We start from the raw sequence: 17,915 nt of genomic DNA, 5'->3' as shown, positions 1-17,915 counted from the left end.
TTACCAGGGAGATTGGTGAACGCTGTACTGGAGGGCCTGGCGTCGAACCCCGCGCTGCCCCGGCACCTGCTCGACCGCCTGGTCACCCGCCCCGCCCTGGCCGCCGAACTGGCCGATCGCGCAGACCTGACAGCGGAGCACGTGCGCGCGTTGCTCGCACACGGCGACTCCTCGGCCGTGCACCGGCTGCTGGAGAACGGGATGGCCGCTCCGGCGGACGTACCGATCGTGAACGAATCGGTCGCCCTGGTGCTGACCGGACGCGCCGGCGCCGATCCCGCACTGGTCCGCGCGCTCGCGTTCCACCCGGACCCCTCCGTCCGCGCGAGCCTGCCCGAATGGGCCTGTTCGCTGCCCGCCGACGTGATCGCCCTCCTGGCCCGCGACCCCGAACCGCAGGTGGTCGCCGAACTGGTGCTGTTCCACGCGCTGCCGCCCGCCCTGGCCGAGTCGCTGAGCCGCCACCCGAGCCCCGACGTGCTGCGCGCACTGGCTTCCAGCCCGCACACGCCCGCTTCGGTGCTGGCGTCGCTCAGGTCCGGCACCCTGGTCCGCGAACTGGCGGCCAACCCCGCCACCCCGCCCGAGGTGGCGGCGGACCTGTTGCCGCACCACGCGTCCCGCTACTTCCTGGCCGGACGCCCCGACCTGCCCGCGGAGATCTACGAACAGCTCGCCTCGGAACTCGAGCCGGGCATCCTGTCGCAACTGGCCGCGAACCCCGCCGCCCCCGTCCCGGTCCTGCGCCAGCTCACCGGGACACGTGCCCTGCGCCTCGTGCTCCTGCGCAACCCGGCGATCCCGCTGGACCTCCTGGAGGAACTGGCCCCGGCCGCCCGCATCGGTCCCGAACCGGTGCCCCGCATCGTTTCCGCTTCCCCTTCGGAACTCCGGGCTCTGGCCGCGTCGCCTGTCATGCAGGTGCGGATGATGGTGGCGGCACGTGCCGACCTGCCGCCGGATCTCTTCGCCTGCCTGGTGAGGGCCGACGATCCGGGCGTCGCCGCCGCCGTGGCCGTCCATCCGCTGGTGACGGTGCCCCAGCTGTGGGAACTCGCCTCGCGGCACGGGCCGCGCCTGTACCCGCGGATCGCGCGCAACCCGTTGTGCCCTGCGGAGTTGTTGCACCACATGGCTTCGGGGGCCGGATCGGTCCGGGATACCTGGCGGGCCGCCGCCCGGCATCCGCACGCTTCCGCGGAGACCCTGTTGCTGTGCTTGGAGGATGCCCAGGCCCGGCACTTCGCGGCCGCTCATCCGCACCTGCCGGTGGCGGTGATCGTGGAGTTGCTGGGGAGTGAGTTCACGGCCGGGGCCGCGGCGGCGAACCCGTCTTTGCCGGTGCGGGTGATGGAGGAGCTCGTGGACGGGGAGGGAGCGGGTTCTCCCACTTGATCGGGGTTGGTCTTGTGCGGATCGTTCCACCGTTGGCCGCGTAGGAATCCCGTGGGCGTCGGCGGTTTGCTTCGGTGGTCACTGGTTGATGCAGGTGGGCGCAGGGCAGGGACCAGCCCTCCTCGGGGCTGACCACCGCGGACAGAGAGAACTGGGTTCAACGGGAGCGGGAAGGGCGGCTACCACCACTTGATCAGGTTGGTCTGCTCCTTGCGGACCGCGTATCCGTTCACCGCGTAGAACTCCCGCGCGTTCACCCGGTTCACCCCGGTCACCAGCCGCACCCCGCGAGCACCGTCGGCCCGCGCCCACTCCTCGCCCGCGGTCAGCAGGGCCCTGCCCACGCCCCGGCGCTGGTGCCGCGGTGAGATCGCCAGCGTGATCAGGTTCTTCAGAGAGTGGTGGTACGTGTTCTCGTAGTCGCTGAGCTGGATGTAGCCCAGCACGTCGGCGTCGTCGACGGCCACGAGCAGCAAATCGTTGGGCGCCTTGATGATGCGTTCCAACTGGGCCAGCGTTTCGGACAGGGGAAACTCGTAGCCCAGAGCCTCGCGGTTGATCTGCTGGATCGCCGGCGCGTCTTCGGCCAGCACGTCCCGGATGTGCAACTCGCCCCCTTCGGTTGACCTCTCCAGCCAACCACACTGGGCAGGACGGGCGAATCGGCTGGACACAAACGGGATCCCGCTGCCAACCTGGGCCGGCGAGGTGATGCCGGTGCGCGGGACCCGACGACGCTTCGACCTGTCCGCCGTGACCGAACTGCTGCTCGGGATCCCCACGGTGCTGAGCAGCCTGCTGATCGTCGGCCTCGCCGGCAAGGCGCTGACACCGGGGACGTTGTGGCTGCTGCCGGCCATCTGGCTGGTGTCCGGGGCGATCGTGTTCGTGCCGGCCACCGACAAGGTGCTGGCGGTCGTGGCCCACCGGCTGCGCAAGCCGACGCCGACCGAGAGCGACCTGCTGACGCCGTTGCTGGACGAGGTGTGCGCGGCGGCCGGGGTGGATCCGCGGCGGTACTGGTTGCGGATCCAGAACTCCAGGGAGATCAACGCGATGGCGGTCGGCGGGCACGTCGTCGGGGTCTCGACGGCGGCGCTGCGGTTGCCCGGGCCGCAGCTCGAAGCTGTGCTGGCGCACGAGGTCGGGCACCACCTGGCCGGGCACACCAAGATCTCGTTGCTGCGGTGGTGGTACGAGCTGCCGGCGCGGTGGACCGTGTGGCTGGTCGTCATGGCCGGCGTGGTCATCCACGAGGTGGGGCGCGCGGTCGGCACCTCGGGGGCCAGGGCCATCAGCATCGCGCTCGTCGTCGTCCTCGCGGCGGCGGCGCTCGTGGTGAGCCCGTGGCTGGTGCTGGTGCCGGTGATCGCGCCGTTGCTTGCGCTGGCGAGCCGGCGCGCGGAACTGCACGCGGACCGGGTCGCGGCCGAGCTCGGGTACGGGCCGTTGCTGCTGGAGGTGTTGCAGCGGTGGGTGAAGGAGGGACACGACGAGCAACGCGCCAGGGCCGGTCTCCGGGCACGGATGCTGGCCTCGCACCCGTCGTGCGCGCACCGCATCAGCAGGCTGCACAGCAAGAAATAGCCCCCAGGCCGAAGCCTGGGGGCCCGTGCATCAGGCGAGCGGTGGCTTGAACAGGGCCGGCACCGCCGAGGCGGCCGCCGAGTCCAGCAGCCACAGCGTCCGGCGGCGGCCGGTGGCACCGGCGGCGGGCAGGCGCACCTCGCCGGCACCGCTCAGCGCCATGGCCACCGCGGCGGCCTTGGCCTCACCGGTGGTCATCAGCCAGACCTCCTGCGCGGAACGCACCGACGCCAGCGTCAGCGACACGCGCGTGGGAGGCGGCTTCGGGCAGTTGCGCACCGCGACGACCGAACGCTCCTGCTCGTGCACAGCGGGGGAGTCCGGGAACACCGACGCCACGTGCCCCTCCTCGCCGACGCCCAGCATGCAGACGTCGAACGCGGGCACGTCGCCGTGGTCCTCCGGACGGGCCACCGACGCCAGCAGAGCGGCGTAGGCCTCGGCGGCCGCCTCGGGGTCGTCGCCGAACTCGCCGTCCGACGGCTCCATCACGTGCACCCGCGACGGATCCACCGGAACGTGGTCCAGCAGCGCGGCACGCGCCTGGGTCTCGTTGCGGTCCGCGTGCCCGGAGGGCAGGAACCGCTCGTCGCCCCAGTACAGGTCGACGCGGGACCAGTCCACCGCGTCACGCGCGGCGTTGCGGTTCAGGTGCTCCAGGACGGCGGTGCCGGTGCGGCCGCCGGTCAGCACGACGGACGCGTAGCCGCGCGCGGCCTGGGCGTCGACCATGCGGGTGACCAGGCGGGCCGCCGCGGCGGCGGCCAGGAGGTCGCCGTCGCGGTGCACCACCACTTGCGGGTTGCTCACGAACCGGCCTTCGCCTTCGACTTCTTGGGAGCGGCACCGTTGGCGGCGGCCTCCGGCGCGGCGACGGGCGCCTCGTCCTTCGGCGACGGCGTGCGGCCCTTCACGACCTTCGCGAGCGACTTGAGCGCCGCCGCGTAGACCTCGTCGGGGTCGAGCCGGCGCAGTTCCTCGGCGAGGCAGTCGCGCACCGAACGGCGCTGCAGCGCCACCCGGCGGGAAGGCTGGCCGGGCTGGGTCAGCGTGCCGACCTTGCCGTCCGGGCGCAGCAGGTCGACGTCGCCGGAGGGACGGCCGAGCCGGACCTCCACGATGCCTTCGCCCGACGTCGCCTTGAAGCGCTTGGCGGGGACCTTGAGCCGGTCGGTCAGCCACGCGGCGAGCAGGTCCGTGGACGGCGAGTCGGCCTCACCGGTCACGTCCGCTTCCACGACCTTCTCGTACGGCGGCAGGTCCAGCGCCGAGGCGAGCATGGCGCGCCACAACGTCAGCCGCGTCCACGCCAGGTCCGTGTCGCCCGGCGCGTAGTGCGCCCGCCGGGACTCCAGGGCCTTGATCGGGTTCTTCTCGGCAGCGGCGTCGGTGATGCGGCGCTGCGCGAGCTGGCCGATCGGGTCCTTCGACGGCGAGACCGGCGCGTCGAACGGCCACCACGCCACGACCGGGGTGTCCGGCAGCAGCAGCGGCATGACGCACGAGGCGCCTTCCTTGGCCAGTTCGCCGTAGAGCCTCAGCACGACGACTTCCGACGCTCCGGCGTCGCCGCCGACGCGGATCTGCGCGTCCAGGCGGGGTGCCGCCTGACGCGCGCCGCGGGCCACGACGATCACGCGACACGGGTGCTCGCGCGACGCGTCGTTCGCCGCGTCGATCGCGGCGTCGGTGCGCTGGCCGTCCTCGGTCACGATGACGAGGGTCAGCACGCGACCGAGAGTCGTCGCACCGCCTTCGTCCCGCAGCCGGACCAGCCGCGAGTTGATCTGGGAGGTGGTGGTCGAGGGCAGGTCGATGATCACGGACGCCTCCAGTGCCTTCCGGTCCTGGCGGTCATCGCGTCCGCCGAGGGCGGACCCCAGGTCCCAGCCTTGTACTTCTCCAGAGCCGGCTCGTCCTTGCGCGCCCAGAAGTCGAGGATCGGGTCGAGGATCTCCCAGGAGAGCTCGACCTCGTCGTTCTTCGGGAACAGCGACGGCTCGCCGAGCAGGACGTCCAGCAGCAGCCGCTCGTAGGCCTCCGGCGACGACTCGGTGAACGAGTGGCCGTACCCGAAGTCCATCGTGACGTCGCGGACCTCCATCGTGTTGCCCGGCACCTTCGACCCGAACCGGATCGTCACGCCCTCGTCCGGCTGAACCCGGACGACCAGGGCGTTCTGGCCCAGCTCCTCGGTCGCCGTGTCGTCGAACGGCAGGTGCGGCGCCCGCTTGAACACGACGGCCACCTCGGTGACGCGGCGGCCCAGGCGCTTGCCGGTGCGCAGGTAGAACGGCACCCCGGCCCAGCGGCGGGTGTTGACCTCGCAGGTGATCGCGCCGAACGTCTCGGTCTTCGACTCGGGCGAGAAACCGCCCTCCTCCAGCAGACCCGGGACCTTCTGGCCGCCCTGCCAGCCACCGGTGTACTGGCCGCGCGCGGTGGTCTCCTCGAACGGCTCCGCGGGACGCGTCGCCGAGAGGATCTTCACCTTCTCCGCCCGCAGGTCCGACGGCTTGAAGGAGACAGGCTCCTCCATCGCGATCAGCGCGAGCAGCTGCAGCAGGTGGTTCTGGATGACGTCGCGCGTCGCGCCGATGCCGTCGTAGTAGCCCGCGCGACCGCCGAGACCGATGTCCTCGGCCATGGTGATCTGCACGTGGTCGACGTAGTTCGAGTTCCAGATGGGTTCGTACAGCTGGTTCGCGAACCGCAGCGCCAGGATGTTCTGCACGGTCTCCTTGCCGAGGTAGTGGTCGATGCGGAACACCGACTCCTCGGGGAAGACCTCGTTGACCGTGCGGTTCAGCTCCTTGGCGGAGGCGAGGTCGTGGCCGAACGGCTTCTCGATGACGACGCGGCGCCACTGGTCGCCCTGCGCCTGCGCCAGACCCGCGCGCTTGAGCTGGTTGACCACCGTCGGGAACGCGCCCGGCGGGATCGACAGGTAGAACGCGTGGTTGCCGCCCGTGCCGCGCTCGGCGTCCAGAGCCGCGAGGCACGACGCGAGGTTGTCGAACGACGCGTCGTCGTCGAACGTGCCCTGCACGAACCGGATGCCTTCGGCGAGCTGTGCCCAGACCGCCTCGTTGAACGGCGTCCGCGCGTGCTCCTTCACCGCGTCGTGCACGACCTTCATGAAGTCCTGGTCGGCCCAGTCGCGGCGGGCGAAGCCGACGAGACCGAAGCCCGGCGGCAGCAGACCCCGGTTCGCGAGGTCGTAGATCGCGGGCATCAGCTTCTTGCGCGACAGGTCACCGGTGACACCGAAGATGACCAGCGCGCTCGGGCCCGCGATGCGGGGCATGCGCTTGTCGCGCGCGTCCCGCAGCGGGTTGTGCCACTTGGCGGATGTGGTCACGAGCCGTCCTCCTGGACTGCCTCGACGAGCTGGGCCAAGCCGGCGATGCGGTCTTCGAGGTGAAGACGCAGCACCGGGCGACCGTGTTCGGCCAGGACCTGACCGTCGCCGAGCGCCTGCGCGAGCTGCAGCTGCGCCAGCGTGTAGGGACGGCCGGGCACCTCCAGGTCGTCACCGGACTCGCCGGTGATCTGGATGAACACGCCGTTCTGGTGACCGCCCTTGTGGTACTGGCCGGTCGAGTGCAGGAAGCGCGGACCCCAGCCGAACGTGGTCTGCAGGTGCGTCCTCTTCGCGATCTCCGCACGGAGCAGCTCGAACGACGCGTCGTCGATCCTGTCCAAGTACGCCTGAACCGAGATGTAGCCGTGGTCGGGCGCCACTTCAACGATCGCCGCAAGCGCTTCCGCGACGGTGTGGACCTCGCGCGGCGCCCAGCCGGTGCCGTGACCCTGCACCGGACCGTCCACGAAGGACGGAACGGTGGCGGCGACGGCCGGCGCGTCGAGCAGCGCGCGGGAGGCCTTCTTCGCGGCCTCCACGTCGGGCTGGTCGAACGGGTTGATGCCAAGCACCCGGCCGACGAGCGCGGTCGCGTACTCCCACAGCAGGAACTGCGCGCCGAGCTTGCCCTCCACCGCGATGGTCGCCGACCCGGTGGCCGGTCCGATCGCGACGGTGGTGGCGTCCGAGCGCGCGTCCACGAAACCGGGGGCGCCGGGGCCCTCGACGACGACCGGCAGCAGGCCGGTGCCGTTCTTGCCGGTCGACTCGGCGATGAGCTGCTCGGCCCAGTCGCCGAACCCGACGATGCCGGACCCGGTGTCGGCGAAGACGATCTTCTCGGCACCGTGCGCGTGCGCGGCACCGAAGACCGCGGCCAGCACGACCGCGGGGTTGTCCTCGGAGTCCTGCGACACGACCTTCGCGACCTCGGCCGCGTCGTCCAGCAGCGCCTCGACGTCGGCACCGGCCAGGTAGGACGGCACCAGGCCGAACGCCGTCAGCGCCGAGTAACGGCCGCCGACGTTCGGGTCGGCCAGGAACACCTTGCGGTAGCCCGCCTCCTCGGACGCCTTCTGCAGCGGCGAGCCGGGGTCGGTGACGACCACGATGCGCGACGCGGCGTCGATGCCCGCGTCGGTGAAGGCCTTCTCGAAGATCCTGCGGTGGCTGTCGGTCTCGACGGTGCCGCCGGACTTGGACGACACCACGATCACCGTGCGCTCGAGGTCGCCGGCGAGAGCGTCGGCGACCTGGGCGGGATCGGTGGTGTCCAGCACGACCAGCGGGACGCCCGCGGTCCGCGTGATCACCTCGGGGGCCAGCGACGAGCCGCCCATTCCGGCGAGGACGACGCGGTCGACACCCTCGGCGTGCAGTGCGGCGCGCAGTGCCACGAGTTCGGGGAGCAGTGCACGGGACGACTCGTGCAACGTCGTCCAGGAGAGGCGGATGCTCGCCTCGGACTCGGCTTCCGGCCCCCACAGGGTCGGGTCCTGCGCGGTCAGCTTGCTCGGCACCGAATCCGCGACCAGGTCAGCAGCGATAGTGCTGACCTGGTCGGCGTTCGGTGACCTCACGATTTCGACGGAGGTCACTTGGTAGTCAGCCCTTCAGTTGAGCCAGTTGGTTCGTCACCGTCTCGAGCAACTCTTCCCAGGACTTCTCGAACTTCTCGACGCCCTCGGTCTCCAGGGTCTTGAAGACGTCCTGGAGGTCGATTCCCACGGCGGCGAGCTGGTCGAACACCTCCTGGCCCTCAGCGGCGCGGCCGGTGACCGTGTCACCGGTGATCTTGCCCGCGTCGGCGACGGCCTGCAGCGTCTTCTCCGGCATCGTGTTGACGACGTCGGCGACGACGAGCTGGTCGACGTAGAGGGTGGGGGAGTAGCTCGGGTCCTTCACGCCGGTCGACGCCCACAGTGGACGCTGCGCGTGCGCGCCGTCCGCCTTGAGGGCCTCCCAGCGCTCGCCCTGGAACGTCTTCTCGAACGCTCCGTAGGCGATCCACGCGTTGGCGAGAGCGGCCTTGCCCTTCAGCGCGGTCGCCTCGTCCGTGCCGATCTTGTCGAGCCGCTTGTCGATCTCGGTGTCCACGCGGGACACGAAGAACGACGCGACGGAGTGGATCGAACGCAGGTCGTGGCCGTTCGCCTTGGCCTGCTCCAGGCCCGCGACGTAGGCCTCCATGACCTTCTCGTACCGCTCGACGGAGAAGATCAGCGTCACGTTGACGGAGATGCCCTCGGCGATCACCTTCGTGATCGCCGGGATGCCCGCCTCGGTGGCCGGGATCTTCACCAGCAGGTTCGGCCGGTCCACGGTCTTCCACAGGTCCTGCGCCTCGGCGACGGTCTTGTCCGTCTCGAACGCCAGGCGCGGGTCGACCTCGATGGAGACGCGGCCGTCCACACCCCCGGTCGAGTTGTAGATGTCGCGGAACTTGTCGCACGCGTTGCGCACGTCGGTCGTGGTGACCTCGCGGATGGTCGCCTCGGTGTCGGCGCCCCGGTTCGCGAGCTCGCGGACCTGCTCGTCGTAGGACTCGCCCTTCGACAGGGCGCCCGCGAAGATCGTCGGGTTCGTCGTCACGCCGACGACGTTCCAGTCGCGGATCAGCTCGTCCAGGTTGCCGCTGGTGAGCCGTTCACGGGACAGGTCGTCGAGCCAGATGGAGACACCGGCGCCGGACAGGGCGGCCAGATTCGGCTTGCTCACGAGATTAACCCCTCACTCGGTCAAGGGAACGGCGGGCGGCGGCGACGACGTTCTCCGTCGTGAAGCCGAACTCCTTGAACAGGACCTGGTAGTCGGCCGAGGCACCGAAGTGCTCGATCGAGACGATCTCGCCGTTGTCGCCGACGTAGCGGTACCACGGCTGTGCGATGCCGGCCTCGACCGCGACGCGCGCCTTGACCGACGAGGGGATGACCGACTCGCGGTACTCGGCGTCCTGCTGCTCGAACCAGTCGATGGACGGCATGGAGACCACACGCACTGCAACGCCCTCGCCCTGCAGGACCTTCCCGGCCTCGGCGGCGACCTGCAGCTCAGAGCCCGTGCCGATGATCACGATCTCCGGGTTCTCGTCACCGAAGAGCACGTAGCCGCCGCGCTTCACGCCCTCGGCGGAGGTGCCCTCGAGCGTCGGGACGTTCTGGCGGGACAGCGCCAGGCCCACGGGGCCGAGCTGCTCGATGACGGCCTTCCAGGCGAACGCGGTCTCGTTGGCGTCACCGGGGCGGACCACGGCGAAGTCCGGGATCGCGCGCAGGGCGGCGAGGTGCTCGATCGGCTGGTGCGTCGGGCCGTCCTCGCCCAGGCCGATGGAGTCGTGCGTCCACACGTACGTGACGGCGGCCTTCATGATCGCCGCGAGGCGCACCGCGGGACGCATGTAGTCGGAGAACACGAGGAACGTGCCGCCGAACGGGCGGGTCGGGCCGTGCAGCGCGATGCCGTTGAGGATCATGCCCATCGCGTTCTCGCGGACACCGAAGTGCAGCACGCGGCCGTACGGGTCGGCGTTCCACATGCCCGTGGAGATCGACTCCGGGCCGAACGACTTGGCGCCCTTGATGGTCGTCAGGTTCGACTCGGCCAGGTCGGCCGAACCGCCCCAGAGCTCGGGCAGGTGCTTGGCCAGCGCGTTGATGACCTCACCGGAGGCCTTGCGGGTCGGCACGCCCTTGGCGTCCACCGGGTAGACCGGCAGGTCGGCGTCCCAGCCCTCGGGCAGCTCGCGCGCGACCAGGCGGTCCAGCAGCTCCTTGGCCTCGGGGTTGGCCGACGCCCACGCGTCGAACGACTTCTGCCACTCGGCCTTGGCGTGCTCGCCGCGCTTCACGACCTCGCGGGCGTGCGCCAGGACCTCGTCGGCGACCTCGAAGGTCTGCTCGGGGTCGAAGCCGAGGATCTCCTTGGTGGCCTTCACCTCGTCGACGCCCAGCGCGGCACCGTGCGCGGCACCGGTGTTCTGCTTGTTCGGCGCCGGGTAGCCGATGATCGTGCGCAGCAGGATGAACGACGGCTTGTCGGTGACGGCCTTGGCCTTCTCGACCGCCTCGAGGATGCCCTTGACGTTCTCGCCCGACTCCACGACCTGGACGTGCCAGCCGTAGGCCTCGTAGCGCTTCGCGGTGTCCTCGGACAGCGCGATCGTCGTGTCGTCCTCGATGGAGATCTTGTTGTCGTCGTAGAAGACGACCAGGTTGCCCAGCTGCTGCGTGCCCGCGAGGGACGAGGCCTCGGAGGTCACGCCCTCCTCGATGTCACCGTCGGACGCGATCACGTAGACGTGGTGGTCGAACGGGCTCTCGCCCGGCGCGGCCGACGGGTCGAACAGGCCGCGCTCGCGGCGGGCGGCCATGGCCATGCCCACGGCGGCGGCGAGGCCGGAGCCCAGCGGGCCGGTGGTGATCTCGACGCCCCTGGTGTGGCCGTGCTCCGGGTGGCCCGGCGTCTTCGAGCCCCACTTGCGCAGGGTCTTGAGGTCGTCGAGCTCCAGGCCGTAACCGGACAGGAACAGCTGGATGTACAGCGTCAGGCTGGAGTGCCCGGCGGAGAGCACGAACCGGTCGCGGCCGATCCAGTCCGCGTCCGCGGGGTCGTGGCGCAGCACCCGCTGGAACAGCGTGTAGGCGAGCGGCGCGAGGCTCATCGCGGTGCCGGGATGGCCGTTGCCGACGTTCTGCACGGCGTCCGCCGCGAGCACGCGCGCGGTGTCCACGGCGCGCTTGTCGAGCTCGGTCCAGTCGTCAGGCAGATCGGCCTTGGTGAGCCGGGTGATGTCGTCGGTGACGGTCACGGACTTACAGCTCCAAACTTTGTCGCTAGGGCGGGTGCCCAGCTCGTTCGGAATCGATCCCGAAGAGCCTGACCCGCGTCTCTCCCACGTCCTCCGGCAAGCCTAGTCCTGAGAGATTCAGATGTTGCTCTGAAAGGTCCCAGGCACGTGTGTGCCGGGGCACACCAGCACCCGAACGGGCTGTGAATTCTTTGCGCGGTTACCATCAGTCGCTGGTTTTCACACCTGTCTCAACACGAGGAGCGTTCCCGCGATGAGTGCCGTCCTCGAGGCCCCCAGGTCGCCTCGCCAGGTTGTTGGCGCTTACGTGGCGCTCACCAAGCCGCGGGTCATCGAGCTCCTGCTGATCACGACGATCCCCGCGATGCTCCTGGCCCAGCACGGCCTGCCGCCCCTGTGGCTCATCGCCTGCACCCTCACCGGCGGCACCCTCGCCGCGGGGTCGGCAAATGCCCTCAACTGCTTCGTCGACGCCGACATCGACTCGGTCATGAAGCGGACGGCGGCCCGCCCGCTCGCGCACAACGCCATTCCGCCGCGCAACGCCCTGATCTTCGGCATCGTGCTCGGAATCGTCTCGTTCGCGTTCCTGTGGATCTTCGTGAACCTGATGTCGGCCGCGTTCGCGGTCGCCACCATCCTCTTCTACATCTTCGTCTACACGCTGGTGCTCAAGCGCCGGACCTCCCAGAACATCATCTGGGGCGGCATGGCGGGCTGCATGCCGGTGATCATCGGCTGGAGCGCGGTGACGGGCACCGTCGAGTGGCCGGCCCTGGTCATGTTCGGCGTGATCTTCTTCTGGACCCCGCCGCACACCTGGGCCCTCGCGATGAAGTTCAAGGAGGACTACGCCCGGGCAGGCGTGCCGATGCTGCCCGTGGTGGCCACAGCGGCGCAGGTGACGCGGCAGATCGTGATCTACAGCTGGATCACCGTGGTCTGCACCCTCGCCCTCGCCCCCGTCACCTCCTGGATCTACGTGGCGGTGGCGGCCCTGTCGGGCCTGTGGTTCGCGGTCTTCGCGCACAAGCTGCACAACGTCGTCCGCCGCGGCGGGTCCACGAACACCATGAAGTTCTTCCACATGTCGAACCTCTACCTGATGCTCGTGTTCTGCGGTCTCGCCGTCGACGCCGTTGTCGGGTTGCCGGTGCTGGGCTGGCCGTTCTAGCTGCACCTCCAGTCGTACGGCTGTGGCGCCCGTTGAGTTCACCGTCACCGGTGGTGAAGGTTCACCACTGGACTTCGTCGCGGCGCTGACGCCCGCCACCTCGCTCGTCGTGATCACCGATCCGGCCGGGTGGGCGCAGGTCAGCCGGGGACTGGCCGTCGGATCGGCCGCGTCCACCGCGGTCACGACGCAGGTGCGGGTGCTGAGGTTCGCCGTGCTCGACCTCCGGCACTTCCCGTCGGCCTCGTCGCTGTCGTCGCTCTCGGACGTGCCCGGCGACGTGGTGGCGCTGCACGACACGCGCTCGTGGGACTCGGCCCCGGTGGTCGCGGCGTTGCGCGCGGCCGGCCGGCCGGTCGTGCTCTTCACCGCCGTGCACACCTGGGTGTCCGGTGTGGACACCGCGTCGGTGGTGATGGGCTGGAGCGCCCCGCACGTCGTCCTCGCCGCGCCGCTCGGGCGCGGTGAGGCACGGGTCGAGGACGTCCTCTGGCAGTTCCGGGAGCTGGAACGGCGGGGGCGGATGACCTACACGTCCCTGCCCGCGCCACCCGTGGTCGCCGATCGCGCGGTGACGGTCGTGGTCGCGCTGCCGGGAGCCACCGAGGGCATCGCCGGGGCGTTGCGGCCGGGCGCGGACTACGAGGTGTGGGCGCGCGTCGGAGATCATCCCGCGGTCCTGGCGGGCGACCTGGAGCTGCGCGCCGTGCTCAGCATGTCCGGCCGGCCCGGGCAGTCCGAGTCGTTCGTGCTGCCGGCCGAGGGGCCCAGCTCGTGGGTGAGCTTCGAGGTCACGACGCCGTACGCCGCTGTGCCCTGGACCGGTGAGCTGGTCGTCTACCACGGTGTGGTGCCCGTGCACGTCCAGCAGGTCGTGCTGCCCGTCGGCGCGGGTGAGCCGCGTGCGGTGCCGCGGCTCAAGCTCTCCCGCACGTTCGCGGACCTCCCGGCTCCCCGCGCGGTGTCGGTCCTGGAGCTCGGCGACCGCGCACTGGTCGCGGCGGGAGGCGTGCCGTCGTGGACCAGTCTCGTCGGCCCCGCCCTGACGCTGCCCGCGTCGTCGGGGCTGGATCCCTGGTACGGCAAGGACTTCCCGGCCTACTGCGCGGATCTCGCCTTCCTGGCCCGGCAGGGCGCGGCCGCCTATGCGCGGCTGTTCGGTGAGCTGGGACCGGCCGACGCCCTGCGGCACGCGGCGCGGGTGACGGGACGCCCGGCCGGGGTGGTGGTGGCGTCCGCCGCGTCCGGTCCGGTGCGGTGGCCGATGATCTACGACCTGCCGTTCGCGGACGGGCCGCACCGGTTGTGCCCCTCGGTCGGGCAGTTCGGGCCGTTCGGCGCCGGGGGAGAGGTGCCGCCGCACTGCCCGGTACCCGACCACAGCGGGAACGTGTTGTGCCCCTTCGGGTTCTGGGGCCTGTCGAGCGTGCTGGAACACCCGGTCGGGCCGCTCGTGCCGCGGATCCTGCCGCGCCCGTGGCCGTTCGAGGTGGCGATGGCCGTCGACGCCGGGATGGACCGGTCGCTGACCGAGCGGCACGTGACGGAGCTGATGTCGCAGGTGCCGCCGGAGTCGGTGACGTCGGCGTACGTCACCCCGCCCGAGCTGGGGCGGGCGCTCGCGGACGAGAACATGGACGTCGTGCACCTGCACTTCCGCGAGGGTTTCCTCGACGCCGAGGAGATCGCAAGGTGGGACAGAGAGGGCGTGTGGCCGCAGCCGCACTGGCCCGTGCGCAAGCCGTTGGTCGTGGGGACGACACCGATGAACGGCCTCGTGCGCTCGTTCGTTGAGCACGGCGCGTCGGGCGTGATCAGTCCCGAGGTCGCCGTACCGCAGGACATGGCCGGCTGGGTGACGGGCATGCTGCTCTCCCGGCTGGCCGCCGGGGTCAGCGCGGGCGACGCGCTGCGGCAGGTGCGGTGGGAGATGCTCAGCCGCGGCAACGTCATGGGGCTCGCGTACGCGCTGCACGGAAGTGCCGATCTCCGGGCTCGCTGAACCGCGGGCGGCGGCTGGGCGTTTACCAGGGCATGCTGAACTCGGAAGCCCAGCTGCGGCAAGCGGTCGACGAACTGCTGTGCCGCTTCGGCGATCGCGTGCCGGGTGACCTGGTCGTCGAGGCCGCCGTCGAGGCGTACCTCGACCTGCGGCGCGCTTCGACCGTGCACTCCTACCTCGGCGTGCTCACCGTCCGGCGCGCGGCTCGCGAGCTGGCGTTCACCGCTGTCGGCGTGACGATGCCCGTGCAGCAGACCGCGGGTCTCACGCCTGCTCGCTGACCTTCAGACAGACGTCCGGGGAACGCCCTCAGGACGCCACCTTGGTCAGCAGGTCCTCGACGCACGGGTCGTCCAGGGACTCGACGATGCACTTCCACAGCAGCAGGTTCGTCTCGGCCCACTTCGTGTAGGTCGCGGCGGCCTCCGAGTCGTAGAAGTAGTAGCCCTCGTCGGCCTTGCCCACCTGCTCGCCCACGATCTTGTACGCGAGCTCGCGCAGGGTGATGCCGTTCTCCTGCAGGTACTTGTGCGCCAGGACGACCGGCGTGACCGGCAGCGCCTTGAACAGCGTGTCCGCGTCGGAGAGCGCCTGCGCCTCCAGCGAGATGTCGCGGGAGCGGGTGCGCATCTCGGCCTCGAGGACGATCCGCTCGATCCACTCGATGTCGCCCTGCGAGACGCCGGCGACGAAGAGGACCTTCCGGCGCAGCGCCGCGCCGTCGGTGGGCAGCGAGTTGCGGCGGACCATGTAGTTCAGGTCGTGCACCAGCGCGGCGACCTCCACGACGTCCCGTGCGGCGCCGTTGCGCCCGGCGAAGTGCACGGACTTGTCGCGGACGAAGCTCACGTGGTGCCAGCCGTGGAACTGCAGCTTCGCGGCCAGGTCCTCGCACAGCCTCCTCACGCGCTGCTCCACGTCCGCTATGACAGACCTCGGGATCATCGTGCGCGTACGCATCATCAGCCCTCCTGACAAGGTGGGCTGATGGTAGGCGTGTCGCGGCGGCCTCGGCGGCGGTTCAGAGGTGGTTCGTCAGATCCTCCAGTCGGTCCTCCACCGGCACGTGGCGGTGGCTGATTCCGGTGTCCGGGTCGTAGCTGAGGCTCCACGGGTTCACGGCACGCGACTTGACGAGGAACGTCATCGTCCCGTCCGCCGCGCGCGGGATGCGGTGGAACTCGTGCGCGAGCATCGTCCCGGTGGCGCCTTCGGTGCACTGGGTGCGGTTCGTGAGCTCGGTGCCGACGATGCTGCGGCCGCCGATGCCGAGCCGGGCGTCGAAACGTTCGTGCAGGTAGGCGCCGCTCAGGATCGTGGTGCAGAAGTGGTAGCGGTGGTTGTGCACCGAGTCGGCGTACCCGGCGCGCCAGTCGGCCAGCGGCTTGTACTCGTGCAGCCAGAACGTGAACGGTTCGTCCGCCTCGTCCCTCAGGCACCACGCGAAGTGCGTCGTCGTCTCCCGTGAGTGCGCGATCACCCAGGTCGCCTCCTGGGGCGTGAGGCCGTCGATGTACGCGCGAAGCTCTTTGCGCAGCTCGGGCCGCGCCGCCCATTCGGTGAACCAGGCGCCGACATCGGCCCAGTGGTCCTCGACGGGGAATTCGGCGCGCTTCACCCGGGCGGCGAGCTCCTCGAGCGCGGACAACCCGGTGAACTCGGCTAGCAAGATCGATCAGCTCCTCAACTGAGCAGATGCGGAGAATTCGCGACGGAATTCGTGGAACTTGCCTTCGAGTTCCGTGAACCCGTCCTGGGTGAGTGTCTCGCCGGTGATCTTCTCGAACAGCGCCATGAAGTCGTTTCGCGTCGTCGCTGGCGTGATGGCGAAGTGGTAGCCGGCCTTGGAATTGCTGATGCGCAGGAACTCCGCGCGTTCCATCGCGTACAGGAACGAACTCTCGGTGAACCTGAGCGTGCGCGGATACGGCCTGAGCACTCCCGCGGTGTTGCTGTAGAGCGTGAGCCACGCGGAGTCGTCGAACAACTCGAGCCGGTCGAGCGGCGGATCCGAAACGATGGTGACGTCGATTCTCGTGCACCGGCTGCGCGCCGCGTAGAGCCCGACGAGCCCGATCCCGATCTGCTCCTTGAGCCGTGCCTGGATCTCGTCGTAGTCGCCGTCCGCGCCCTCGTTGCGCAGCAGGTACCGCGCCCGCCCGCTGATCGCGTTGTCGTCGCGCGGGTCGGCCAGCACGGCCCTGAGCTCGCACTCCGTCTGGCTGAGCAGCACCCTGCCCGCCGCGTACCGGCCGGCGAACCCGCGGAAGCAGTACAGCCGCGTCCGTTCCAGGTCCTGCATCATGAGCTGGTTGAACACCGGGTCCGGCCTGGCCGTCGGTTCGAACACGTGACTGGGGAAGAACTCCCGGTCGAGTGCGCGGTACTCCTGGGTGAGCTCTTTGAGCGCCTTGCGGCTCTCCTCGATGACCGGGGCCAGCAGTGCCTTCTGCGCCGCTTTCGACGTGATCAGCGTTTGCGTGAAGCTCACCACCGCCGAAATGAGCGTGCCCGTGCCCAGTGCCGTCAGCAGGTTTCTCGGTGCACCGGAATCCATTTGACTGGAAATGGCCAGCGACGCACCCGACGTCACGACGAGTATGAGGAGGAGCAACCCGGTCCGAGTCCAGAACAACTCCTGGATCAGGTTGCTGCGGATGCCTCCGGCCTCCGCGGACACGTGTGCCACCTCCTGGATCACCGGATTGGCCGCTACCCGAACGGACGAATGCGCTCGGTGTCCGGTCAAGTGCGAGGAGTTACTGTACGCGTCGGTCAAAAGATAAGGAAGCTGCTATTCGTGCGACATTCCCGGCCGGAATAAGCGTCCTTGAGCGCAGTCGCCGGCCCGTACTCGTGCACTTCGGTGACGCGCCGTCGCCACCACCCCCGAACGGGTCGGATGAGGGGGACCACCCCACCCACATGCACCCATGACCTGTGTCGTGCTCCGAAGGGCCGCGCGGGTTGCTACACGCCGCTCACACCCGTCCGAATACGCTCACCCACCATGCGTAACGTCCTGCTCATCGCTTCTGTGGCGCTCGCGGCCACCGGCCTCGCCGGGTGCGCCGGGTCGGCCCAGCCCTCGGCCGGCGGTTCGTCGCCGACCGCCGCCGCGCCCACGAACCCCTGCAAGGCCGACGACTTCAAGGTCACCGGCGAGTTCGGTTCGGCGCCCAAGGTCGAGATCCCGAGCTGCAAGCCCACCGGCGAGCTCATCATCAAGGACCTGGTGGTGGGCACCGGCGCCGAGGTGAAGGCGGGCACGACGGCCACCGTCGACTACCAGCTCACGACCTTCTCCGACAAGAAGATCCTCGACACCTCGTTCGGCAAGAAGCCGTTCGACGTCGAGAACGTCGGCCAGGCGCCGGTCATCGACGGCTGGAACGAGGGCATCGTCGGGCTCAAGGAGAAGGGCCGCCGCCTGCTGGTCGTGCCGCCGGAGAAGGGCTACGGCAAGGGCGGTCAGGGCATCAAGGCGAACGAGACGCTCGTGTTCGTCATCGACGGCGTGAAGGTCACCCCCGCCGCCTGACCCGGAAAGCGGACGGCCCCCGGAGCACCGGGGGCCGTCGCGTCT

16 protein-coding genes are annotated in these 17,915 nt (G+C 70.0%); 6 read left to right on the top strand and 10 right to left on the bottom strand.

Features of this window, described 5'->3' with window-relative positions; all coding sequences use genetic code 11:
• Positions 1-15: 15 nt before the first annotated feature.
• A complete protein-coding gene (locus tag ORI60_RS29835) occupies positions 16-1,395 on the top strand; it encodes a hypothetical protein (protein ID WP_266041328.1) in 1,380 nt (459 codons plus the stop codon).
• A gap of 179 nt (positions 1,396-1,574) precedes the next feature.
• On the opposite strand, the gene ORI60_RS29830 is transcribed toward ORI60_RS29835, so the two are convergent.
• A complete protein-coding gene (locus ORI60_RS29830; RefSeq protein ID WP_266041327.1) occupies positions 1,575-2,003 on the bottom strand; it encodes a GNAT family N-acetyltransferase in 429 nt (142 codons plus the stop codon).
• Positions 2,004-2,106: 103 nt separating this feature from the next.
• Between ORI60_RS29830 and ORI60_RS29825 the strand changes: the two genes are divergently transcribed.
• Complete coding sequence (locus tag ORI60_RS29825) at positions 2,107-2,982, top strand: M48 family metalloprotease (protein ID WP_416234509.1); 876 nt, start codon at positions 2,107-2,109, stop codon at positions 2,980-2,982.
• A 30-nt stretch (positions 2,983-3,012) separates the two neighbouring features.
• On the opposite strand, the gene pgl is transcribed toward ORI60_RS29825, so the two are convergent.
• From pgl to tkt, 6 genes are read right to left on the bottom strand one after another with little or no spacing between them, the layout of a single operon-like run.
• The gene (pgl, locus tag ORI60_RS29820; RefSeq protein WP_266041325.1) at positions 3,013-3,792 is read right to left on the bottom strand and encodes a 6-phosphogluconolactonase; all 780 of its coding nucleotides are present in this window, start codon (positions 3,790-3,792) and stop codon (positions 3,013-3,015) included.
• Positions 3,789-4,805, bottom strand: coding sequence for a glucose-6-phosphate dehydrogenase assembly protein OpcA (opcA, locus tag ORI60_RS29815; RefSeq protein ID WP_266041324.1), 1,017 nt, complete (start codon positions 4,803-4,805; stop codon positions 3,789-3,791). The genes pgl and opcA overlap by 4 nt, the downstream gene beginning before the upstream one ends.
• Positions 4,802-6,289 (bottom strand): glucose-6-phosphate dehydrogenase, encoded by a 1,488-nt coding sequence (gene zwf, locus ORI60_RS29810; protein WP_266041472.1) that lies wholly within the window; start codon positions 6,287-6,289, stop codon positions 4,802-4,804. The genes opcA and zwf overlap by 4 nt, the downstream gene beginning before the upstream one ends.
• A 50-nt stretch (positions 6,290-6,339) precedes the next feature.
• Positions 6,340-7,926 (bottom strand): glucose-6-phosphate isomerase, encoded by a 1,587-nt coding sequence (locus ORI60_RS29805; RefSeq protein ID WP_266041323.1) that lies wholly within the window; start codon positions 7,924-7,926, stop codon positions 6,340-6,342.
• Positions 7,927-7,951: 25 nt separating this feature from the next.
• Positions 7,952-9,064: a transaldolase gene (gene tal, locus ORI60_RS29800; protein ID WP_266041322.1), complete on the bottom strand. Its 1,113-nt coding sequence runs from the start codon at positions 9,062-9,064 to the stop codon at positions 7,952-7,954.
• 4 nt (positions 9,065-9,068) lie between these two features.
• Positions 9,069-11,153: a transketolase gene (gene tkt, locus ORI60_RS29795; protein ID WP_266041321.1), complete on the bottom strand. Its 2,085-nt coding sequence runs from the start codon at positions 11,151-11,153 to the stop codon at positions 9,069-9,071.
• Positions 11,154-11,406: 253 nt separating this feature from the next.
• On the opposite strand from tkt, the gene ORI60_RS29790 reads away from it, so the two are divergent.
• The 3 genes from ORI60_RS29790 to ORI60_RS29780 are packed head-to-tail and all read left to right on the top strand — an operon-like array spanning position 11,407 to position 14,610.
• On the top strand, positions 11,407-12,327 hold the full coding sequence (locus tag ORI60_RS29790; protein WP_266041320.1) for a heme o synthase: 921 nt from the start codon (positions 11,407-11,409) through the stop codon (positions 12,325-12,327).
• A 22-nt stretch (positions 12,328-12,349) separates the two neighbouring features.
• On the top strand, positions 12,350-14,329 hold the full coding sequence (locus tag ORI60_RS29785; protein ID WP_266041319.1) for a hypothetical protein: 1,980 nt from the start codon (positions 12,350-12,352) through the stop codon (positions 14,327-14,329).
• 32 nt (positions 14,330-14,361) lie between these two features.
• Entirely contained in the window at positions 14,362-14,610 is a 249-nt protein-coding gene (locus tag ORI60_RS29780; protein WP_266041318.1) for a three-helix bundle dimerization domain-containing protein, read from the top strand.
• 28 nt (positions 14,611-14,638) lie between these two features.
• On the opposite strand, the gene ORI60_RS29775 is transcribed toward ORI60_RS29780, so the two are convergent.
• The 3 genes from ORI60_RS29775 to ORI60_RS29765 all read right to left on the bottom strand — a co-directional run bounded on the left by ORI60_RS29775 (position 14,639) and on the right by ORI60_RS29765 (position 17,018).
• Positions 14,639-15,289, bottom strand: a complete 651-nt coding sequence (locus ORI60_RS29775) for an HD family phosphohydrolase (RefSeq protein ID WP_416234515.1) — start codon at positions 15,287-15,289, stop codon at positions 14,639-14,641.
• A gap of 61 nt (positions 15,290-15,350) precedes the next feature.
• The gene (locus ORI60_RS29770; RefSeq protein ID WP_266041316.1) at positions 15,351-15,998 is read right to left on the bottom strand and encodes a hypothetical protein; all 648 of its coding nucleotides are present in this window, start codon (positions 15,996-15,998) and stop codon (positions 15,351-15,353) included.
• A gap of 6 nt (positions 15,999-16,004) precedes the next feature.
• The gene (locus ORI60_RS29765; protein WP_416234508.1) at positions 16,005-17,018 is read right to left on the bottom strand and encodes a hypothetical protein; all 1,014 of its coding nucleotides are present in this window, start codon (positions 17,016-17,018) and stop codon (positions 16,005-16,007) included.
• Positions 17,019-17,339: 321 nt separating this feature from the next.
• Between ORI60_RS29765 and ORI60_RS29760 the strand changes: the two genes are divergently transcribed.
• The gene (locus ORI60_RS29760) at positions 17,340-17,870 is read left to right on the top strand and encodes an FKBP-type peptidyl-prolyl cis-trans isomerase (protein ID WP_266041314.1); all 531 of its coding nucleotides are present in this window, start codon (positions 17,340-17,342) and stop codon (positions 17,868-17,870) included.
• Positions 17,871-17,915 lie beyond the last annotated feature (45 nt).

It is taken from the genome of Lentzea sp. NEAU-D7, assembly GCF_026242055.1.
Lineage (GTDB): Bacteria > Actinomycetota > Actinomycetes > Mycobacteriales > Pseudonocardiaceae > Lentzea.
The sequence above is the reverse complement of the archived record's forward strand: the minus strand, read 5'-3'. Positions and strand labels throughout refer to the sequence as shown.

Coding starts and splice junctions, on each gene's coding strand:
- ORI60_RS29780 (WP_266041318.1), top strand. CDS start 14,362: ATGCTGAACTCGGAAGCCCAGCTGCGGCAAGCGGTCGACGAACTGCTG.
- ORI60_RS29790 (WP_266041320.1), top strand. CDS start 11,407: ATGAGTGCCGTCCTCGAGGCCCCCAGGTCGCCTCGCCAGGTTGTTGGC.
- ORI60_RS29760 (WP_266041314.1), top strand. CDS start 17,340: ATGCGTAACGTCCTGCTCATCGCTTCTGTGGCGCTCGCGGCCACCGGC.
- zwf (WP_266041472.1), bottom strand. CDS start 6,289: ATGCCCCGCATCGCGGGCCCGAGCGCGCTGGTCATCTTCGGTGTCACC.
- ORI60_RS29775 (WP_416234515.1), bottom strand. CDS start 15,289: ATGCGTACGCGCACGATGATCCCGAGGTCTGTCATAGCGGACGTGGAG.
- ORI60_RS29825 (WP_416234509.1), top strand. CDS start 2,107: ATGCCGGTGCGCGGGACCCGACGACGCTTCGACCTGTCCGCCGTGACC.